This window comes from Herbidospora sp. NBRC 101105, assembly GCF_030269205.1.
In the GTDB taxonomy this organism is placed as follows: Bacteria; Actinomycetota; Actinomycetes; order Streptosporangiales; family Streptosporangiaceae; genus Herbidospora; species Herbidospora solisilvae.
The window spans coordinates 559,404-577,296 of record NZ_BSSX01000007.1 but is presented as its reverse complement, the minus strand read 5'-3'; the positions used below and the strand labels follow the sequence as shown (position 1 = coordinate 577,296).

Below are 17,893 nucleotides of genomic sequence, written 5' to 3'. Positions count from 1 at the left end.
CCCCCTAGCGGGGGAAGATGACCGTCTTGTGGCCATCGAGGAGGATGCGGTGGTCGGCGTGCCACTTGACGGCCCGGGCGAGGGCCTGGCATTCGAGGTCCCGGCCGATCGCCACCAGGTCTTCCGGAGAGTGGGTGTGGTTCACCCGGGCGACCTCCTGCTCGATGATCGGGCCCTCGTCGAGGTCGGCGGTCACGTAGTGGGCGGTGGCGCCGATCAGTTTCACGCCGCGGGCGTGGGCCTGGTGGTAGGGGCGCGAGCCCTTGAACGACGGCAGGAACGAGTGGTGGATGTTGATCACCCGGCCCGACAACTTGCCGCACAGGTCGGCCGAGAGCACCTGCATGTAGCGGGCCAGCACCACCAGGTCGGCGCGGTAGTGGTCGACCAGGGTCAGGATCTCCTGCTCCTGGCGCTCCTTGGTGGCCGGGGTGACGGGCAGGTGGTGGTAGTCGATGCCGTGTGACTGGGTGAGGGGACGCAGGTCAGGGTGGTTGGAGGCGACCGCGACGATCTCGATGCCGAGCGACTTCGACCTGACCCGGTAGAGCAGGTCGTTGAGGCAGTGGTCGAACTTTGAGACCAGCACCAGCACCCTCGGCAGCACCGCCCGGTCGAAGAGCTGGAGTTCCATGCCGAAGTCGGGGGCGAGGGCGGCGAAGTCCCCGCGCAGCACGTCGGCGGCGGTCGCGGCGGTGAACTGCACGCGCATGAAGAACCGTTCGGAGACGGGGTCCCCGAACTGCTGGCTTTCGGTGATGTTGCAGCCGTGGCGGGCCAGCAGCCCCGAGACGGCGGCGACCACTCCGGGGCGGTCGGGGCACGAAAGCGTCAGCACGTATTCGGCGGTCATATTCCGCAAACCTTCAGTCGACGGGGTGACTCGGACGGAGAATGATACCCGGACCGGCACTGGCGAATGGGGGACGGCACTGTGGCTGAGACCAGACCGGCCGCACGCGTCATCTGCCTCGACGGCGACGGGCGGGTGCTGCTGCTCCGCTGGCACGACCACGTCAGCGACGAGGTCTTCTGGGAACCGCCCGGCGGCGGCATCGACCCGGGCGAGTCGGCCCTGTCGGCGGCCCGGCGCGAGCTGACCGAGGAGACCGGCCTGCCCGGCGAGGCGGTCGAGGACGTCTGGGTGCAGGTGGAACGCGACTTCCACTGGCTGGGCGTGCACTACGTGAAGACCGAGCCGTTCTTCCTGGCCCGGTTCGCGGGCACGCCGCAGGTCGGCAGTGCCGATTTCACCGTGGAGGAGACCGGCACCTACCGGGGGCACGCCTGGCACACGCCCGACTCGCTCGACACGCTGCCCGAGCGGGTGGAACCGCCGAACCTCAGAGACGTCATCGACCGCCTGGTCTGAGCGTCGGGAGCGAGGCCGCGGCGATCAGCAGCGTGCCGGCGAGGAGGACCGCGACGGCCGCCGACGGGGTCAGCGAGGCGATGAGCAGGCCGCCCGCCAGGGGCCCGAGGGCGACGCCGGCGGTCTCCAGGAGCATGTCGACCGACTTCACGCGGGCCAGCATGCCCGGGGGCACCTCGGTGAACATGTAGGTGCCGCAGGCGACGTTGCCGACGATCCCGGCGAAGGTCATCGTGAACGAGCTGATCGCGAAGGTCGCCGGGGTGAGCCAGAAGACCAGCGGGATCATCGCCAGCGCCCACACCCACAGGCTGAGGGAGAACAGGCGGTAGCCGTACCGGCGGAAGAACCACTGGGCGCAGGCGGCGCCCGCCAGGCCGCCCGCGCCGGTCGCCGCGAAGGCCACGGTGGTGGCCGCCGCCGTGACGCCGCGGTCCTGCATGACGGCCAGGTAGACGAGGAAGAGGGCGTGCGCGACCACGTTCTCCAGGCCCGACAACGTGGTGGTGGCGCGCAGGAAACGGTCGCGCAGGAGCCAGCGCAGGCCTTCGGCCACCTCCGTCAGCAGGGCCTTGTCCGTACGCGGGCCGGGGGGCACGGGCCGTAGCGAGGCCAGGGTGCCGATCGACACCAGTGACGTGACCGCCCCCGCCGCGAACGGCACGGCGTGGCCGAGGCCGAACAGGAGGCCGCCGACCGGGCGGCCCAGCAGCCCGGCGACGCTGGTTCTGGCCTCGTTCCCGGCCAGGGCGCCGGCGATCCTGGGCTGGTCGACGATGCCGCGCAGCAGGTTGACCTCGGCCAGCGAGTAGATCACCGCGGCGGTCCCGTCGGCGAACGCGACCAGGGCGAACAGCGCGAAGCCGGGTTTCCCGGTGAGCACCACCGCGACCATGGCCGATGCGGTCGCCAGCCGGGCCGTCTCGGCGGCGATCATCAGCGTGCGGGCGTCGCGGCGGTCGACGTACACCCCTCCCGGCAGGTAGAGCACCACGTAGGGGATCATGCCGACCGAGGCGATCAGGCCGGCGGCGACCGGGGAGTGCAGGACGGCCAGGGCCAGCAGCGGGTAGGCGATCGCGGTCGCCCTGGTGCCGAGGAACGAGATCGTCGAACCCGTCCAGAACAGGACGTAGTCACGGATCATGCGTCAAGGGCGTGCCGGATGTCGGGGTCGGCCGGGTCGAGGTCCTGAGCCCTTCTGAGGTCGTCCAAGGCCGCCTCCTCCTGGCCCAGGGCGCGGTGGGCGACGGCGCGGTTGAAGTAGACGGCGGCGTCCTCGTCGAGTTCCAGGGCTCTCGTGAGGTCGGCTATCGCGCCGGCGGGGTCGCCGGTCTCGTACCGGAGGATGCCGCGGTTGGCCCAGATCGAGGCCAGGCCGGGGGCGCCTTCGAGGGCCACGTCGAAGGCGGCCATCGCGGCCCGGTGGTCGCCCTGGGCGGTTTCGAGCTGGCCGAGCACGGCGTGCAGGTGGGGGTTGCGCGGGTCGAGGGCCAGGCCGGCCCGCACGTCGGCGCGCGCGGCCTCGTGGTCGTCGAGCATCTCCAGGATGCCCGCTCGGTTGACGTAGGCGTTCAGGAAGCCGGGGTCGAGCTCCAGGACGTGGTCGAAGTCGGCCTTCGCGCCCGTCAGGTCGCCCTGGCCGAGGCGGAGTTCGCCGCGGTTGTAGAAGGCCTCCGGGAGGGGCGGGCTGACCTCGATCGCCGTCTCGTAGTCGGCCAGGGCGGCGTCGGTCTGGCCCAGGCGCAGCCGCAGGTTGCCCCGGTCGAGGTAGTGGTCGGGGACGGCGGGGTCGTAGGCGATGGCCCGGTCGAGGTCGTGCAGGGCCTCCTTCGGGTTCCCCATCGTGGCCAGCAGCTGGGCGCGGTTGGCGTGCAGGACCATGCGGTGCAGCGGGTGGGCCCCCACGGGCAGTTCCTCGGCCAGGGTGAGGGCCGATTCGACCAGGTCGAGGGCGGCGTCGAGGCGGCCCTGGCGCAGTTCGACGAGCGCCTTGCCGTTCTGGTCGAAGCCCAGTTTGAAGGCGCGTTCGTGAGGGTCGGGCAGGATCGTGGAGATCGCGATGGCCTGGTTGATCCAGGCGGTGGCGCGGCCCAGGTCGCGCTGGGCGGGGTCGGGGTGGCGGGCGTCCAGCATGGCGGTGCCGTAGGCCGAGGCGGCGTGCACGGCGGGGTCGACGCTGGTGCGGCGGGCCTGGTCGTACACCTCAAGGGCCTCTGTGCGGCGGCCGAGGCCGCCGAGGGCGGTCGCGGTGCGCTGGGCGAAGCGCCACCAGCCGGGCGAACCCGGTTCGGAGAGCGCCAGGCCCCGGCGCCCGAGGTCCACGACGGCGTGCAGGAAACCCTCGCCGACGCAGCGGTCGACGGCGGCCCACAGCGCCTCCACCGCGGCGGCCGGGTCGCTCCCCCGCTCCAGGTGCCAGGGCAGCGCGCCGAGCATCTCCGCCGGTCCGAGCTCCGCGGCGCGGCGGTCGTGGCGGCTCGTGCGCTCCCGCGGATCGAGGGCCTCGTAGGCGGCCCAGGCGGCGGGGTCGTCGGTGGTCCCGTCGGAGGCGATCACGTCGGCAGGCGCCGACGAGGTGTCGAACGTGATCACGGTGACGCCGGGCAGCCGCCGGGACAGCACCTCGAGCAGCTCCAGGTCGGTCGGGTCGGCTTCGTGGACGTTGTCGGCCACCAGCGAGACGCCCTCGGGCATGACCGCGAGGGCCAGCTCGGCGATCCCGTTGGCCAGGCGCAGCGTGCGGCGCGGCGCCGGGACCAGGATGCGCTCGTCTTCGGGCAGGGTGGCGTCGATCGGACGCCGCCTCCCGGGAGCACGCTCCCGCGATCCCGGGAGGACGGCGTCGATCTCGATGTCGAATCGGTCGGCTAGGCCGGGGGAACGCTCCAAGGCCTCGGTCACGAGTACGCGGAGCAGAGCTCCACCGAACGTGTAGGGCCCGCGCAGCCGCCGATGCGCGTTGACGACGGCCATGAAGAGCGGTGGCGCCCCGAGAGTGCGGAGCGCCGCCATACGGTCACGAGAGAGATCTCCCCGAACCCAGATCCGCCGAGGCCCCGGCCTCACCCCTTGTGGATGACGCTCGCGGTGCCGGTGAGTTTCACCGTGCCGGGCTTACGGACAATGATCTTCTTCATCGTGCCTCTTTCCCCGCTAAAGGGTTCCCCACTTTGGGCAACAACGCACAATTATTAGTACGAATGTGCGTCTCGCCAATAGTGGAGACCGACTATTTCGGGGGAAATAGCGAAGAACGGGCAGAAGTCAGGACTTTCTCGACATAAAGAACAACCGAAACTCCTCTTTCCTCCCTGCGCAGTTCGCGCCAGCCGTACTTCCGGTAGAGCGCGACCGCGGCGCTCTGCTGCAGCGTGGTGTCGGCGCACAGCACGGAGTAGCCGAGCTCGCGGGCCCGCTCCTCCAGGGTCTCCAGGATCAGCGCGCCGTAGCCGCGCCGCTGGAAATCGGGGTGGACGCGCAGGCGGCACATCTCGGCCGTCTCGTCGTCGACCCGCCGCAGCGCGCCCATGGCGGCCAGCCGCCCACCGGGCACCTCGCCGACCAGGAACTCTCCCCGGTCGTCGAGATAGACCTCCTGGATGCGGGGGAAGTCGTCGTCGTAGTAGATGCCGTCGCCGGGGGTCAGCCCGACCTGTGCCAGACCGGCCTGGTGCATCGCCCACACCTCGTCGAGATCCGACCAGCGGTAGCGGCGCACCCGCAAAGGGGCCGTCACGCGTTGCCCATCGGCGTGAACTCTATCGGCGCGCGGAGCAGCGCCTCCGCCTTCAGGGCCTCAAGGCCGGGCACACCCTCGCCGTTCTTGGTGACGATCGCCTTGATGAGGTCGTTGACACGGCCCATGACCAATTCCGTCCGGTGAATGTACTCGATGCGGTGAAGGGCGTCGAGGCCCTGCTTGACCGCCTCTTCGGGGTCTCCTTCGAGCAGCCGGCACATGGCCAGGTCGATGCGGATGAGGGTCTGGTCGAGCGGCTCGCCGGCGTACTGGCCGAGGGCCTGTTCCAGGACCACGTCGGCCTCCAGCGTCTCGCCCAGCTTCACCAGGACGTCGCCCTGATAGAAGTAGAGCTGCCGCTCGGTGTAGCCGAACGCGGCGTCCTCCTGCTCCGAGGGCACCATCTGGGCGAAGGCCGCCCGTGCCCGCGACAGGGCCCGCTTGGCCTGCTCGACGACGTCCTTCTTCTGCCCGGTCGCCCCGGCGAGCATCGCCAGCGCGCGGGCCTCCACGACGGGGGCCATCGTCTTGGCCGCGCACGGGGTCTGCCCCGCCAGGTCGCGGCTCTTCTTCGCGAGGGTCAGGGCCTCACGCGGGTCGCCGTAGTAGAGCGGCACCAGGGATTCGCGGGCCGTCACCCACGCCCGCAACGCGCGGTCGCCGGTCTCGTCGGCGGCGGTGCGGCCGGTGCGGAAGTAGGTCCGGGCGAGACGGTGGTCGCCCAGGTCGATCAGGATCATGCCGGTCAGGCCGGATAACTGGGCCGCCTGGCGGCATAACCGCTCCTGCAGGTCGACCGGCTGACGCCGCTCCAGCGCCTTGCGCACCGCGGACAGCTCCAAGAGCACGTCGCAGAGCAAGCGTAAGGGCGGGGTGTTCATGTACTGCCTGCCGAAGCCGATGGTGGCCTCTTCCCACTGGTCGAGCATCGCCGGGGAAACCGTGGCCGACACCATGACCTCGTCCAGCTTGCGCCGGATGTTCTCCGTGGCAGCCAGGACCGGGGCGTCGAGCCCGATGGCCGATCCTCCGGCTCCACCGGCGAGGAGCTTCAGCAGCGTCCTCCGTAGCACGTTCTCGTCCTCCTCGCCCCCGCCCTGCGCGGTGTCACCGCTGTCCGGTTGGAGCAGCAGCTCGCGCGGGATCGGGGAAACGTCGGGTCTTGCCTCTTGTGGGTCGCCGCCGCGTACGACGCCCGGCATGCGGTGGCCATGGCCACAGATGCACGGGCCCTCGTATCCGAGGGCGACCGGTTCAACCCGGTAGACGGTGCACAGGTAGTGGAGGTATTCGGGCCCGGGCCGTTTGAGCCCGGACTCGTACGCCGACAGGAGGGTCTCCCCGATCCCCGGAGGGTTCTTGCCGTCTCGCTCGAAGAGAGCGCGTACCTGTTCGATGACGTCGGCGAGTGCTATGCCGTGCGAGAGGCGGTGGCATTTGATCCGGGACGTACCGAACTGAACCGAGCACGCTTCGAAGATCTCCTCAGCGATGCTCGCCAGACTCCGCCCCGCGGCCAGGCCCCTGGCCCGCACCCGCCGGGCGGTCTCCGTTTCCTTGTGCTGCCTGCCGGACATACCGGCCCCTCTCCGTGGCCGGCCGTACGCGCCGTCCACATGTCCCGACCGGTCCACATTTCGTTGACACAGCGTAACCTCGGGGTTGCACTACGCCCAGGAGAAATAATGGACCAGATTTGGTGTGGCCCGGACCTGCAATAGAACGTGCTGATAGAGGATCGTCCACCGGCGGGCGACATTCTTCAACCCACTTGGTGTTAACCGCATCCAACGCCTACTTATGGCCTCGTTGACCCATCCGGCCCGGTGAGTCATCTTGGGCCAACCGGCAACGAACACAGGGTTCGGATCGCGGGAGGAGGAGGACGAACGGTGGGGGAGGACGATTTCGGGCATCTGGAGCGGCTCGCTTCGGAGCTCGACTCGCGGGGACTCCTCGCACGGGTCGTAACCACCCAATCGGGTCGGGCCTTCGTGCGAGTGATCAACCCGAAGGCGACGAGTCTCACCGAGAACGTCGTCTGCAAGTCGGCCGACTACTGGTGGTCCTGGGGGGAGCGGATGCATCGAGCCGATGATCCGGCCGGAGCCGCCACGAAGGTCGCCCGTGTGCTCGCCGCGGTGGGCGAGTAGATCGAAACGGCGACGGGCCGGGTGAAGCGCAGTCACCCTGAGCCCGGCGTCACCGCCGCGGCCTCACGGAGCCGGCGGGCGGCCCGGTGCGGAACGTTCCCGAGGGGACGTTGTGGCCGGCCCGCCGGCTCCGAACACCACGGTTTTCCCTGATCTGCCACCCGCCGGCGCGGGTGGCATTGGGGGGGATCCCCCTCTCGGAGAAAGGCACGAGACACGCTTCCGGGTGCGCGTCTCCGCCCCGCTGACCGCCACAGGAGCACCGGTCCCGCCGCCCTCCGCGGCCCGGTGAGACGGTGCTCACGTCCCCCGGCGTGAATGTGACGACAGCCGGTTCGATCGGCAATATGGGTGCAGGCCTGCCCGAATCCGACCGAGCCGATCCGAGGGGGATCCACTCCGTGTTCCTGCTCTCCCCGAGCCCTTCCCCGTCTCCCACCCCCAGTCCCACTCCGAGTGGCCTCATAGACCCGAAGGCGGCGGCGAACGCGCTGTGCAGCAGTGACGACTTCGGGATCTGCAATCTGGTGAGCGGCCTGATAGGGAACGCGGACTGGGCGAAGATCGTCGCGGGCCTGCTCAGCGCGAGCATCGCGATCGTGCTGATCCTGGTGGTCGCCGTCATCCTGCGGGCGATCGTGCACCGTCTGATCAAGCGCATCTCCACCCGCGCCTCCTCCGTGTCCATGCCGGAGCGGCTGCGGTCCCGCTTCGGCGGCCCGCAGGAGGGCCTCGACGCGATCCTCGCCGAACGCCGTCGCCAGCGGTCGGAGACCCTGGGCTCGGTTCTGCGGCACGTCACCTCGATAGTGATCCTCGGCACCGCCCTGCTGATGATCATCTCCCGCCTCGGCCTCGACCTGGCGCCCCTGCTGACCAGCGTCGGCATCCTGGGCGTCGCCATAGGGTTCGGCGCCCAGGAACTGGTCAAGGACTTCATCGCCGGCATGTTCATGCTGATGGAAGACCAGTACGGCGTCGGCGACGTGGTCGACGTCGGCGTCACCACGGGCACCGTCGAGGCGGTCAGCCTGCGCATAACGCGGCTCCGCGACGCCGACGGCAAGGTCTGGTACGTCCGCAACGGCACCATCACCCGCGTCGCCAACGAGTCGCAGGGCTGGTCGCGCGCCCTCGTGGACATCCCCGTCGCCTACGACTCCGACGTGGCCCAGACCCGCGACATCCTCGTGAAGGTGACGACCGAGATGTGGGAGGACCAGGCCTACCGCGACAGCATCATCGTCGAGGAGCCCCAGGTCTTCGGCATGGAGCAGATCTCCGGCACGGCCATCGTCTTCCGCGTCGTCGCCAAGACCGCCCCGGGCAAGCAGCACGAGGTGGCGCGGGAGCTGCGTACCCGCATCAAGAGGGCCTTCGACGAGCGCGGCCTGGCCATCGCCACGATCGCGTGACACCGGCACTCGGGAGCTGTTTTAACCTGAGAAGGTGAGCAGCGAGCAGACGTTTTACGACCTCGTCGGCGGCGAGGAGACCTTCGACCGGCTGGTGAGGCGGTTCTACGAAGGCGTCCGTGAAGACCCGGTGCTCAAACCCCTCTACCCCGAAGACGACTTCGAGGGGGCCGAAGACCGGCTGCGGATGTTCCTCAAGCAGTACTGGGGTGGCCCCAACACCTACAGCCAGGAGCGCGGCCACCCCCGGCTGCGCATGCGCCACGCCCCGTTCGTGATCGGCGAGGCCGAGCGCGACGCCTGGCTGAAGCACATGGGCGACGCCGTCAACGAGCTCCAACTCCCCGCCGAGCAGGAGAGCAAGCTGTGGCAATACCTGGTTTACGCCGCCCACAGCCTGGTAAACGCATGAGATGACCTCCCCCTGGTGGCGTGACGCCGTCGTCTACGAGATCTACGTCCGCAGCTTCGCCGACGCCTCGGGTGACGGCGTCGGCGACCTCCCCGGGGTGACCAGCCGGCTCCCCTACCTCGCCGACCTCGGCGTCGACGCCGTCTGGCTGACGCCCTTCTACACCTCGCCGATGGCCGACGGCGGATACGACGTGGCCGACTACCGCGACGTCGACCCGACGTTCGGCACCCTCGCCGACTTCGACGCCCTCGTGGCGAAGGCCCACGAACTGGGCCTGCGGGTCATGATCGACGTCGTCCCGAACCACAGCTCGATCGAGCATCCCTGGTTCCAGGAGGCGCTGCGCGGCGTCAAACGCGACCGCTACCTGTTCCGCACCGAGACCAACAACTGGCAGTCGGTGTTCGGCGGCCCGGCCTGGACCCGCGTCGCCGACGGCTCCTACTACCTCCACCTGTTCGCCCCGGAGCAACCCGACTTCAACTGGCGCAACCCCGAGGTCCACGCCGAGTTCCTCGACGTGCTGCGCTTCTGGCTCGACCGGGGCGTCGACGGCTTCCGCATCGACGTCGCCAACGGCCTCTACAAGGCCGAAGACCTGCCCGACACCACCGCCGGCTTCGTGTCCGGCAGCCCGATGTCGAGCCGCCCCGAGGTCCACGGGGTCTACCGGGAGTGGCGGGCGCTCATCGACACCTACCCCGGCGAGCGTGCCTTCGTCGGCGAGGTCTGGACCGACACTCCGGAGGACCTCGCTCTTTATGTACGTCCGGACGAACTCCACCAGAGCTTCAACTTCGCCTGGCTGAAGGCTCCGTGGTCGGCCGACGCGTTCCGCACGGTGATCGACAAGACCCTGACCGAGATCGCGGCGCCGACGTGGGTGTTGTCGAACCACGACGTGGTCCGGCATGTGACGCGGTATGGGGAGGGCTCCCTGACGCCGTCGGGCGGGATAGACCGGGCGAAAGCCGCGCTCCTGGCCATGCTGGCCCTTCCCGGGTCGGCTTACCTCTACCAGGGGGAGGAACTCGGCCTCCCCGAGGTACAGGAAATTCCTCCGGACAAGCGACAGGACCCCACCTTCTTCCAGACGAACGGGGAACTGCCGGGGCGCGACGGATGCCGGGTTCCGCTGCCGTGGTCGGGGTCCGCCAGTCCTTACGGGTTCGGCACGGGCGAGCCGTGGCTGCCCCAGCCGTCGAGCTGGGCGCTGCTGAGCGCCGAGCGACAGGCCGGCGACCCTGCTTCGACGTTGTCCTTCTACAAGGCGGCGCTGGCGTGGCGGAAGCGGATCATGTCCGGCGACGAGATCGAGTGGCTGGCCGGGCCTCCCGACACGCTGTTCTTCCGGCGGGGGTCGGTGATCTGCGTGGTGAACTGCGGCGACGTCGCGGTTCCTTTGCCGGAGCACAAAGAGCTGGTGTTGGCGACGACACCATTGATCGACGACCTGCTGCCGGCCGACGGCGGAGCCTGGTTGCTGGCCTGAGACGGCAGACGGCGCCGCGGTCGGCCTCCGGCGTCGGACGGCCATCGCATTGGGCACCACACTGTTCCTTCGGATGCGGCCGGTCTTGGGGTGTTCTGAGGAGTAAAGATTTCCACCCGTTCTCTTCTCCCGCCGCCTTTCACTCAGGAGGAAAAAACTCCACCCGGAGAGGGACGGCGCGGACCGGGCGTCCACGCCTGGACCGAAAACCGGGATCTCGCCAGACTCGGACGGTGGACGAGCAGAGGTTGTTGCGAGAAGGCATGACGATCAGTGTCCGGACGCGCCGAGACGTCGTGGTCGTGGATCCGGCGCGTTTCATGGCGGCGGCGCGGGCGGCATACCGCGATCTCCACCCCGGCGCCAGCGAAGAGGTCGCCGCTGACAGCGTCGCGGATGTGTATGACGCGGTCGGCATCCTCCTCGACCGGCTCGGACGGCTCGCGGCCGACGCGCCGGAGACGCCGGTCGGCTACGGTGGCGCGGCTCCGGGCCACCGTGTCTTGGACCGCCCCGACGGCCTGTCCCCGGCGGGCGAGGTCCAGCAGATCATGCTCGGCGATCTCACGCCGTTGCAGGACTACGGCTGCGCCTTACCCGAAGATCCATTCGCCCTGTCATCTGATTGAGGCCCGCTTTCGCACCGGGCGTGCGCGCCGCGTGTTTGATCTGTCGTCCGGAGTGATCCCCGCGCGCGGTGAGGGCCCCAGAGGATCACAGGAGGCCGGGAAGCTCCGCGAGGCTGTCGATCCTTAGCCAGGCTCGCCTTGGTCTCTCCAGGCCTCTCACGCGGTCGAGCCAGACGGCGCGCATGCCCGCTTCCGCCGACGCGTCCACGTCTTCGACCGGATGGTCGCCCACGTGGACGCACTCCCCCGGCGGCACGCCCAGCCGGGACGCCGCGTAGCGGTAGATCTCCGGGTCGGGCTTGCGATGCCCGCATTCCGCCGCGACGACCGTACAGGCCAGGAACTCCGCCACCCCCACCAGGTCGGGGCGGGAGTTCCCGTTGGTGATCAACGCCAGCCGGTGGCCCTTCGACCGCAGTTCCCGCAGGCACGGCAGCGTGTCGGGGTAGAGCGTCACCCCGGCGTGCCGGGCGCGCATGTATGCGGCGTGCACCCGATCGGCGAAGTCCTCGGGCGCGCCCGTCAGCCGGGCGCACTCGGCGAAGGCCGTCCGGCGGATGTCCTCCATCGGCGCGCCGGCGAACTCGGGCCGGGCCGCCACGTCGTCGCGGACCCGGCTCAGCCACTCCGCCGTGACCGGCGGGTCGAAGAGTCCCGCCGCCAGGGAGAGGGCCCGCCGCATCGCCCCCTGGAAGTCCCACAACGTCTCGTCGCCGTCGAAGGTGATCACTCTCACTCGACAGGTCGTTCCCTGTCCGGGAAAAAACTTCGCGGCTTCTCACAGGTTTTTGTTATCCCCCTGCGACCTGCGGGTCTCCTAGGTGGCGGCGCGTAGTGAGCGCCCCCTCCACGTCTCCTCAACAGGACAAGGACTTCATCCACCATGAGCACACCCGCCTCGCGCGGCATCCGAGCCGGACGCCAGTCCGGTGCACGTCAGGTCCGCAGCCTGGCGCTGGCCGGTGCCCTCGTCGGCCTCCTGGGCACCTCCGTGGTGAGCGTCACCTCCCCGGCCATCGCAGCCGAAGCGCCCGTCTCTCAGGGCCGTACCGCCATCGCCTCGTCGTCGGAGCGCGGTGACCTGTCGCCCGCGGCCGCTTTCGACGGGAAGACCGGCACCCGCTGGTCCAGCAAGTTCAGCGACCCGCAGTGGCTCGCCGTCGACCTCGGCGCGTCCACCGCCATCGACAAGATCGTCATCAACTGGGAGCGCGCCTACGCCACGGCCTTCCAGATCCAGACCGCCGCCTCCAGCAGCGGCCCGTGGAAGACGGTGTACAACACCACCACGAACAAGGGCGGCGTCCAGACGATCGACCTGTCCACGACCGGCCGTTTCGTCCGCCTGTACGCCACCAAGCGCTCCAGCCAGTACGGCGTCTCCCTCTGGGAGTTCCAGGTCTTCGGCGCCGGCGGCGGCACCAACCCGCAGCCGACCCCGACCGCCACGCCGACGAAGCCGACGCCCAGCACCACCCCGACCAGCAACCCGACGACCAACCCCACCACCCCGGCCGCCGGCTGGGTGCCCGTGGACGAGGCCGCCTGGAAGCGGACGCTGGACGCGTACGAAAAGATCCCGTTCGAGACGGTTCCCGCCAACATCGTCCGGGTGCCCGAGTTCCACACCAACTGCACGGTGGCCAACGAGGCCGCAGACGACCCGATCGTCCTGCCCGGCCTGGTCGGCGCCTCGCACCTGCACACCTTCTTCGGCCCGAAGGTCTCCGCGAAGACCACGACCGAGGACCTGCTCAAGAGCACCACGACCTGTGACGCCCCCGGCGACAACAGCGCCTACTGGGCGCCGACGCTGCTGAAGAACGGCAAGCCGGTCGCGATGAAGAACTTCCGCGCCTACTACGGCTCGCGCCTCAAGGACCCGTCCGAGGTCAAGCCGTTCCCGCCGGGCCTGCGGGTGGTCCAGGGTGACGCCAAGCGTCAGGTCGCGACCCCCAAGGGTGCCTCCGGCCAGTTCTGGTGCGCCGGCAGCGCCGAGACCGGCCGCAGCGCCGACGGCAACTGGCCCGTCTGCGCCCCGGGCGGAAACCTGATCTACCAGCTCACCTTCCAGGACTGCTGGGACGGCAAGCACATCGACTCCCCCGACCACAAGTCGCACATGGGTCCCGCCGTCAACGGCACCTGCACCGGCAAGTACCCGGTCGCCGTCCCGAACATCTCGATGATGCTCGGCTACGACTCCCTCGGCGGCGACGGCCTCGCCCTGTCGTCGGGCATGGCGTCGTCGATCCACGGTGACTTCATGAACGCCTGGAAGCAGGACACCCTCAGCGCGCTCGTGAAGATCTGCATCAACCAGAAGGCCAAGTGCGGCGTCACGCCGGGCTGGAAGAAGTAGCCCTTTCCTGTTGAGACACCCGTGCCGGTGTCCCCGCTACCGCGGGGCGCCGGCACGGTGCTTTTCCGCCACATGAGAAAGGCCACCCGCGATGATCGCGGGTGGCCTTTCGTCGTCGCGGACGTCAGTCGCGGGTGAGCTTCCGGTAGGTCACGCGGTGGGGACGGGCCGCCTCGGCGCCCATGCGCTCGATCTTGTTCTTCTCGTAGTCGGCGAAGTTGCCCTCGAACCAGAACCAGTTCGAACCCTCTTCCCAGGCCAGGATGTGGGTCGCGATGCGGTCGAGGAACCACCGGTCGTGGGAGGTGATCACGGCGCAGCCCGGGAAGTCGAGCAGCGCGTTCTCCAGCGACGACAGCGTCTCGGTGTCGAGGTCGTTGGTCGGCTCGTCGAGCAGCAGCACGTTGCCGCCCTGCTTGAGGGTCAGCGCCAGGTTGAGCCGGTTGCGCTCGCCGCCCGACAGCACCCCGGCCTTCTTCTGCTGGTCGGGCCCCTTGAACCCGAACGCCGCGATGTAGGCGCGGGACGGCATCTCGACGTTGCCGACCTTGATGAAGTCGAGCCCGTCGGACACGACCTCCCACACGTTCTTGTTCGGGTCGATGCCCCCGCGCGACTGGTCGGCGTAGGAGATCTTCACGGTATCGCCGATGACGATCCCGCCCTTGTCGGGGGTCTCGCTGCCGGTGATCATGCGGAACAGGGTCGTCTTGCCGACGCCGTTGGGGCCGATGATGCCGACGATGCCGTTACGCGGCAGGTCGAACGTCAGGTCGTCCATCAGGACGCGGTCTTCGAAGCCCTTGGTCAGGTGTTCGGCGCGGATGACCGTCGTGCCCAGACGCGGGCCCGGCGGGATCTGGATCTCCTCGAAGTCGAGCTTGCGGAACTTGTCGGCCTCGGCGGCCATCTCCTCGTAGCGCTGGAGACGGGCCTTGCTCTTGGTCTGGCGGGCGCGGGCGTTCGACCGGACCCATTGGAGCTCTTCTTCCAGGCGCTTCTTGCGCTTGGCGTCTTTCTGGCCCTCGACCTTCAGACGGGCGGCCTTGGCCTCGAGGTAGGTCGAGTAGTTGCCCTCGTAGGGGAAGCAGCGGCCGCGGTCGAGCTCCAGGATCCAGGTCGCCACGTTGTCGAGGAAGTAGCGGTCGTGGGTGACGGCCAGGACGGTGCCGGGGTACTTCTCCAGGTGGGACTCCAACCAGTTGACACTCTCGGCGTCGAGGTGGTTGGTGGGCTCGTCGAGGAGCAGCAGGTCGGGCTGCTCGAGGAGGAGCTTGCACAGCGCGACGCGGCGGCGCTCACCACCGGAGAGGGTGGTCACGTCGGCGTCGGGGGGCGGGCAGCGCAGTGCGTCCATCGCCTGTTCGAGCTGGGCGTCGAGGTCCCACGCGTTGCGGTGGTCGAGCTCGTCCTGCAGCTTGCCCATCTCTTCGAGCAGCGCGTCGCTGTAGTCGGTGGCCATCTGCTCGGCGATGGCGTTGAAGCGGTCGAGCATCGCCTTGGTCTCGGCGACGCCCTCCTCGACGTTCCCGAGAACGGTCTTGGACTCGTTGAGCGGCGGCTCCTGCTGCAGCATGCCCACGGTGTAACCGGGCATCAGGCGGGCCTCGCCGTTGGAGGTCGGCTCGAGACCGGCCATCATGCGCAGCAGGGTGGACTTGCCCGTTCCGTTCGGGCCAAGCACCCCGATCTTCGCTCCGGGCAGGAAGGACAGCGTGACGTCGTCAAGGATCACCTTGTCGCCGTGTGCTTTGCGCACGCGCTGCAACGTGTAGATGTACTCGGCCATGACGTCAAGCTTAGTGGCAACTCAGCACGCGGTTGCTGGCTTGCCGCCGGGTGGCGGCATCTGCTGCGCCGGCAGGCAGACCCGGTCGCGCCCGAGCTCCTTGGCACGGTAAAGCGCCAGGTCGGCGGCGGCCAACAGCTCGATGAGATCATGCCCGTGCACGTTCATGATCGCGACGCCGAGCGAGATGGTGACCGTGATCATGGCGTCGTCGGCGGGCACCGCCATGCGCCCGACCCGGCTGCGCAGCCGCTCGGCCACCCGGCGCGCCTCGGCCAGGTCGGCGCGCGGCAGCAGCACCACGAACTCCTCGCCGCCGAACCGCCCGACCACGTCGTAGTCGCGCAGCTGGCTGCGCAGCGTGGCGGCCACCCCGATGAGCACCTGGTCGCCGACGAGGTGGCCGTAGGTGTCGTTCACCCGCTTGAAGTGGTCGATGTCGACGATCAGCAGCGCCAGCATCTCGCCCGTGCGGTGGGCCCGGACGATCTCCGTGTCGGCCTCGCGCTGCCAGGCGGCGGCGTTCAGCAACCCGGTCTTCGGGTCGGTGCGGGCGGCGGCTTGCAACTGGGCGTGCATCAGGCTGCGCTGCAGCAGCATGACCGGCGGCAGCGCGAGCACCAGGAGCAGCAGGTTGAGCCCGCACATGATCGCGACGATCAGCCCGAGGCACAACTCGACGGCGTCGAGCAGCAGGCTCTCCCGATCCCACAACACGTCGCGCCAGCGGACGTCGGGATCGGCGGTGTGCGCGGCGACCGCGATCAGGGCGGTGTTGAGGATCGTGAACAGCGCCGCGCAGCCGACGGCCAGCACGATCGGCCATCCCACGCCCTCGGTCAGCCGGGCGGGGTCGTCGACCTGCGAGTGGAACACCAGCGAGGCGGCCCCCGCCGCCAGCCCGATGGCCGCCGACGTGACCACCCGCCGGTAGACGACGGTGGCCCGCACCCGGAGCTGCAGGAGGATCTGCAGCGGAATGGGCGCCAGCAGCGCGTAGACCGGCGGCAGCAGCAACGCCACCGGCAACCACCAGGCCGAGAGCAGGTCGCGCGACACCCCGGCGGGCATGCCGAGCCGCCGGGTCGCCTCGATGCACACGGCGCCACAGGCCATCAGCGAGCAGAAGACCAGCAGATCGCCGACCGACGGCACGGTCACCAGCGACAACCCGACGATCGCGACGAGATCGATGGTGACGATCAGAAAGAGATAGCCGACCAACGGGCGTCGCTGTGCCATCAAAGGCCAGCGGCCCGCCCGCGACGGTGGCCCCCCGATTGGTTTGGCCGAGGTCTGACTTGGCGCTGTCATCCGCTCCCCCAAACGCCTTCTCATCCGCTGAACGCAGCGTCTCACGATGTGTAACACAATAGTTGCGGAGTGTGCGACGCGCGACGGGAACCGCTACCTTGGGCGAGGTGGCCATCACGATCCGATGGCCGGCACGGAGGTTGACCGCTCACCCGGAGCGGGCCGCGCGCGGAAAGGAGCAGCCATGGCTCGGGGCGTTGTCTGGACCTGACCAGTCTGGTGCTCTCGCAGCGACACGTTTAGTCGCCATCGGCCGTCCTCCCCACGCTGGTGAAACAGCGTGCGGGATATCGGCCGCGCACGGCCGATGCCCCCTCCATCGCGCATCAGCGACGGTTCCCGAGATGTCCAGCCACTAGATGACCGCCTCCGGCTCTCCCCGGCCGGGACGGCGAATCAGGTCCCCCAACTTTTTCGGGGGCCTGACGATCACCAACCAGATCTGGCCGAGAAGCGCCAGGTCTGGTTTTTGGTGTGTTCGGCGGTTTCGCCGAGCCTCGCTTGTCCACAGGCGCTTCGCTCGCCTCCGGGTTATCCACAGCCGCGGATCCACGCCCGCCGGCGGGGTTGAAGACGGGCCACTGTGGTGCCCGTGCCCGGCGAGGGTCCGGGCAGACGGAGGACAGAGAGCAATGAGCGAGATCTACGTGACGCTGACCGGAAACGTCACCGACGACCCCAAGCAGTTCACGTTCGGCGACGGGTCCCGCGCCACCTCCATGCGGGTGGCCGTCGACCGCCGGGTCCTCGACCGCCAGACGCAGACCTGGCGCGACGGCGAGACGACCTTCTACACCGTCAGGTCCTACCGGGGGCTGGCCGACCACGTCGCCCAGTCGGTCCGGCGGGGGCACCCGGTCGTGGTGGTCGGCAAGCTCCGGGTCAAGCAGTTCGAGCGTGAGGGAGAGCAGCGCTTCTGGGTGGAGGTGGAGGCGACCTCCGTCGGCCACGACCTGAAGTGGGGCATCTCCAGCTTCGAACGTCCGGCCCGGGGCGCCTCCCGCGGTTCCATGACCGACGACGACCTGCGTGCGATGGAGGACGACACCCGCGACTGGGAACTCAACACTCCCGGCCTGCGGGTCCTGGAGGGCGGCGCGGGCCAGGACGACCCGGCCGAGGAGACCGAGTCATGGCCCGACGAGGCGGTCCCGGCCGCCGCCTGACGATCGACGGCCCTACCACCGTCGAGGGCCGGTCCGCTCACTCC

16 protein-coding genes are annotated in these 17,893 nt (G+C 69.3%); 8 read left to right on the top strand and 8 right to left on the bottom strand.

All coding sequences use genetic code 11. The features are described 5' to 3' along the window. Positions 1–4 precede the first annotated feature (4 nt). Positions 5–853 carry a formyltetrahydrofolate deformylase gene (purU, locus tag QSK34_RS29410; RefSeq protein ID WP_161482147.1) on the bottom strand — a complete coding sequence of 283 codons (849 nt, stop codon included), beginning with the start codon at positions 851–853 and terminating at the stop codon, positions 5–7. A gap of 81 nt (positions 854–934) precedes the next feature. Between purU and QSK34_RS29405 the strand changes: the two genes are divergently transcribed. Then, positions 935–1,372, top strand: a complete 438-nt coding sequence (locus QSK34_RS29405; protein WP_285588736.1) for an NUDIX hydrolase — start codon at positions 935–937, stop codon at positions 1,370–1,372. Here QSK34_RS29405 and QSK34_RS29400 read toward each other — a convergent pair. The 4 genes from QSK34_RS29400 to QSK34_RS29385 all read right to left on the bottom strand — a co-directional run bounded on the left by QSK34_RS29400 (position 1,353) and on the right by QSK34_RS29385 (position 6,691). Next, a complete protein-coding gene (locus QSK34_RS29400) occupies positions 1,353–2,519 on the bottom strand; it encodes an MFS transporter (RefSeq protein ID WP_285588734.1) in 1,167 nt (388 codons plus the stop codon). The two genes, QSK34_RS29405 and QSK34_RS29400, sit on opposite strands and share 20 nt — an antisense overlap. Beyond that, positions 2,516–4,387 (bottom strand): tetratricopeptide repeat protein, encoded by a 1,872-nt coding sequence (locus tag QSK34_RS29395; RefSeq protein ID WP_285588732.1) that lies wholly within the window; start codon positions 4,385–4,387, stop codon positions 2,516–2,518. Before QSK34_RS29395 ends, QSK34_RS29400 begins: the two co-directional genes overlap by 4 nt. 217 nt (positions 4,388–4,604) lie before the next feature. Next, entirely contained in the window at positions 4,605–5,111 is a 507-nt protein-coding gene (locus QSK34_RS29390) for a GNAT family N-acetyltransferase (RefSeq protein WP_285588730.1), read from the bottom strand. Next, positions 5,108–6,691: a tetratricopeptide repeat protein gene (locus QSK34_RS29385; protein WP_285588729.1), complete on the bottom strand. Its 1,584-nt coding sequence runs from the start codon at positions 6,689–6,691 to the stop codon at positions 5,108–5,110. The genes QSK34_RS29390 and QSK34_RS29385 overlap by 4 nt, the downstream gene beginning before the upstream one ends. A 315-nt stretch (positions 6,692–7,006) precedes the next feature. Here QSK34_RS29385 and QSK34_RS29380 point away from each other — a divergent pair, with 315 nt between their 5' ends. The 5 genes from QSK34_RS29380 (at position 7,007) to QSK34_RS29360 (ending at position 11,218) form a co-directional block, all read left to right on the top strand. Beyond that, positions 7,007–7,267 carry a hypothetical protein gene (locus QSK34_RS29380; protein WP_030456760.1) on the top strand — a complete coding sequence of 87 codons (261 nt, stop codon included), beginning with the start codon at positions 7,007–7,009 and terminating at the stop codon, positions 7,265–7,267. A 527-nt stretch (positions 7,268–7,794) separates the two neighbouring features. Then, positions 7,795–8,682: a mechanosensitive ion channel family protein gene (locus QSK34_RS29375; protein ID WP_285588726.1), complete on the top strand. Its 888-nt coding sequence runs from the start codon at positions 7,795–7,797 to the stop codon at positions 8,680–8,682. 34 nt (positions 8,683–8,716) lie between these two features. Continuing rightward, complete coding sequence (locus tag QSK34_RS29370; RefSeq protein WP_062354566.1) at positions 8,717–9,094, top strand: globin; 378 nt, start codon at positions 8,717–8,719, stop codon at positions 9,092–9,094. Between the two features lies 1 nt (position 9,095). Beyond that, on the top strand, positions 9,096–10,589 hold the full coding sequence (locus QSK34_RS29365) for a glycoside hydrolase family 13 protein (RefSeq protein ID WP_285588722.1): 1,494 nt from the start codon (positions 9,096–9,098) through the stop codon (positions 10,587–10,589). 233 nt (positions 10,590–10,822) lie between these two features. Continuing rightward, a complete protein-coding gene (locus tag QSK34_RS29360) occupies positions 10,823–11,218 on the top strand; it encodes a hypothetical protein (RefSeq protein ID WP_285588719.1) in 396 nt (131 codons plus the stop codon). An 85-nt stretch (positions 11,219–11,303) separates the two neighbouring features. Here QSK34_RS29360 and QSK34_RS29355 read toward each other — a convergent pair whose 3' ends face one another. Continuing rightward, entirely contained in the window at positions 11,304–11,954 is a 651-nt protein-coding gene (locus QSK34_RS29355) for an HAD family hydrolase (RefSeq protein WP_285588718.1), read from the bottom strand. Between the two features lie 147 nt (positions 11,955–12,101). Here QSK34_RS29355 and QSK34_RS29350 point away from each other — a divergent pair, with 147 nt between their 5' ends. After that, complete coding sequence (locus tag QSK34_RS29350) at positions 12,102–13,580, top strand: DUF1996 domain-containing protein (protein ID WP_285588716.1); 1,479 nt, start codon at positions 12,102–12,104, stop codon at positions 13,578–13,580. 124 nt (positions 13,581–13,704) lie between these two features. Here QSK34_RS29350 and ettA read toward each other — a convergent pair whose 3' ends face one another. Together ettA and QSK34_RS29340 are read right to left on the bottom strand one after the other, a co-directional pair. After that, entirely contained in the window at positions 13,705–15,369 is a 1,665-nt protein-coding gene (gene ettA, locus QSK34_RS29345) for an energy-dependent translational throttle protein EttA (RefSeq protein WP_030456753.1), read from the bottom strand. Positions 15,370–15,390: 21 nt separating this feature from the next. After that, a complete protein-coding gene (locus QSK34_RS29340) occupies positions 15,391–16,611 on the bottom strand; it encodes a GGDEF domain-containing protein (protein ID WP_285588713.1) in 1,221 nt (406 codons plus the stop codon). A 704-nt stretch (positions 16,612–17,315) separates the two neighbouring features. Here QSK34_RS29340 and ssb point away from each other — a divergent pair. Beyond that, the gene (gene ssb / locus QSK34_RS29335) at positions 17,316–17,849 is read left to right on the top strand and encodes a single-stranded DNA-binding protein (RefSeq protein WP_285588712.1); all 534 of its coding nucleotides are present in this window, start codon (positions 17,316–17,318) and stop codon (positions 17,847–17,849) included. Positions 17,850–17,893: the final 44 nt, after the last annotated feature.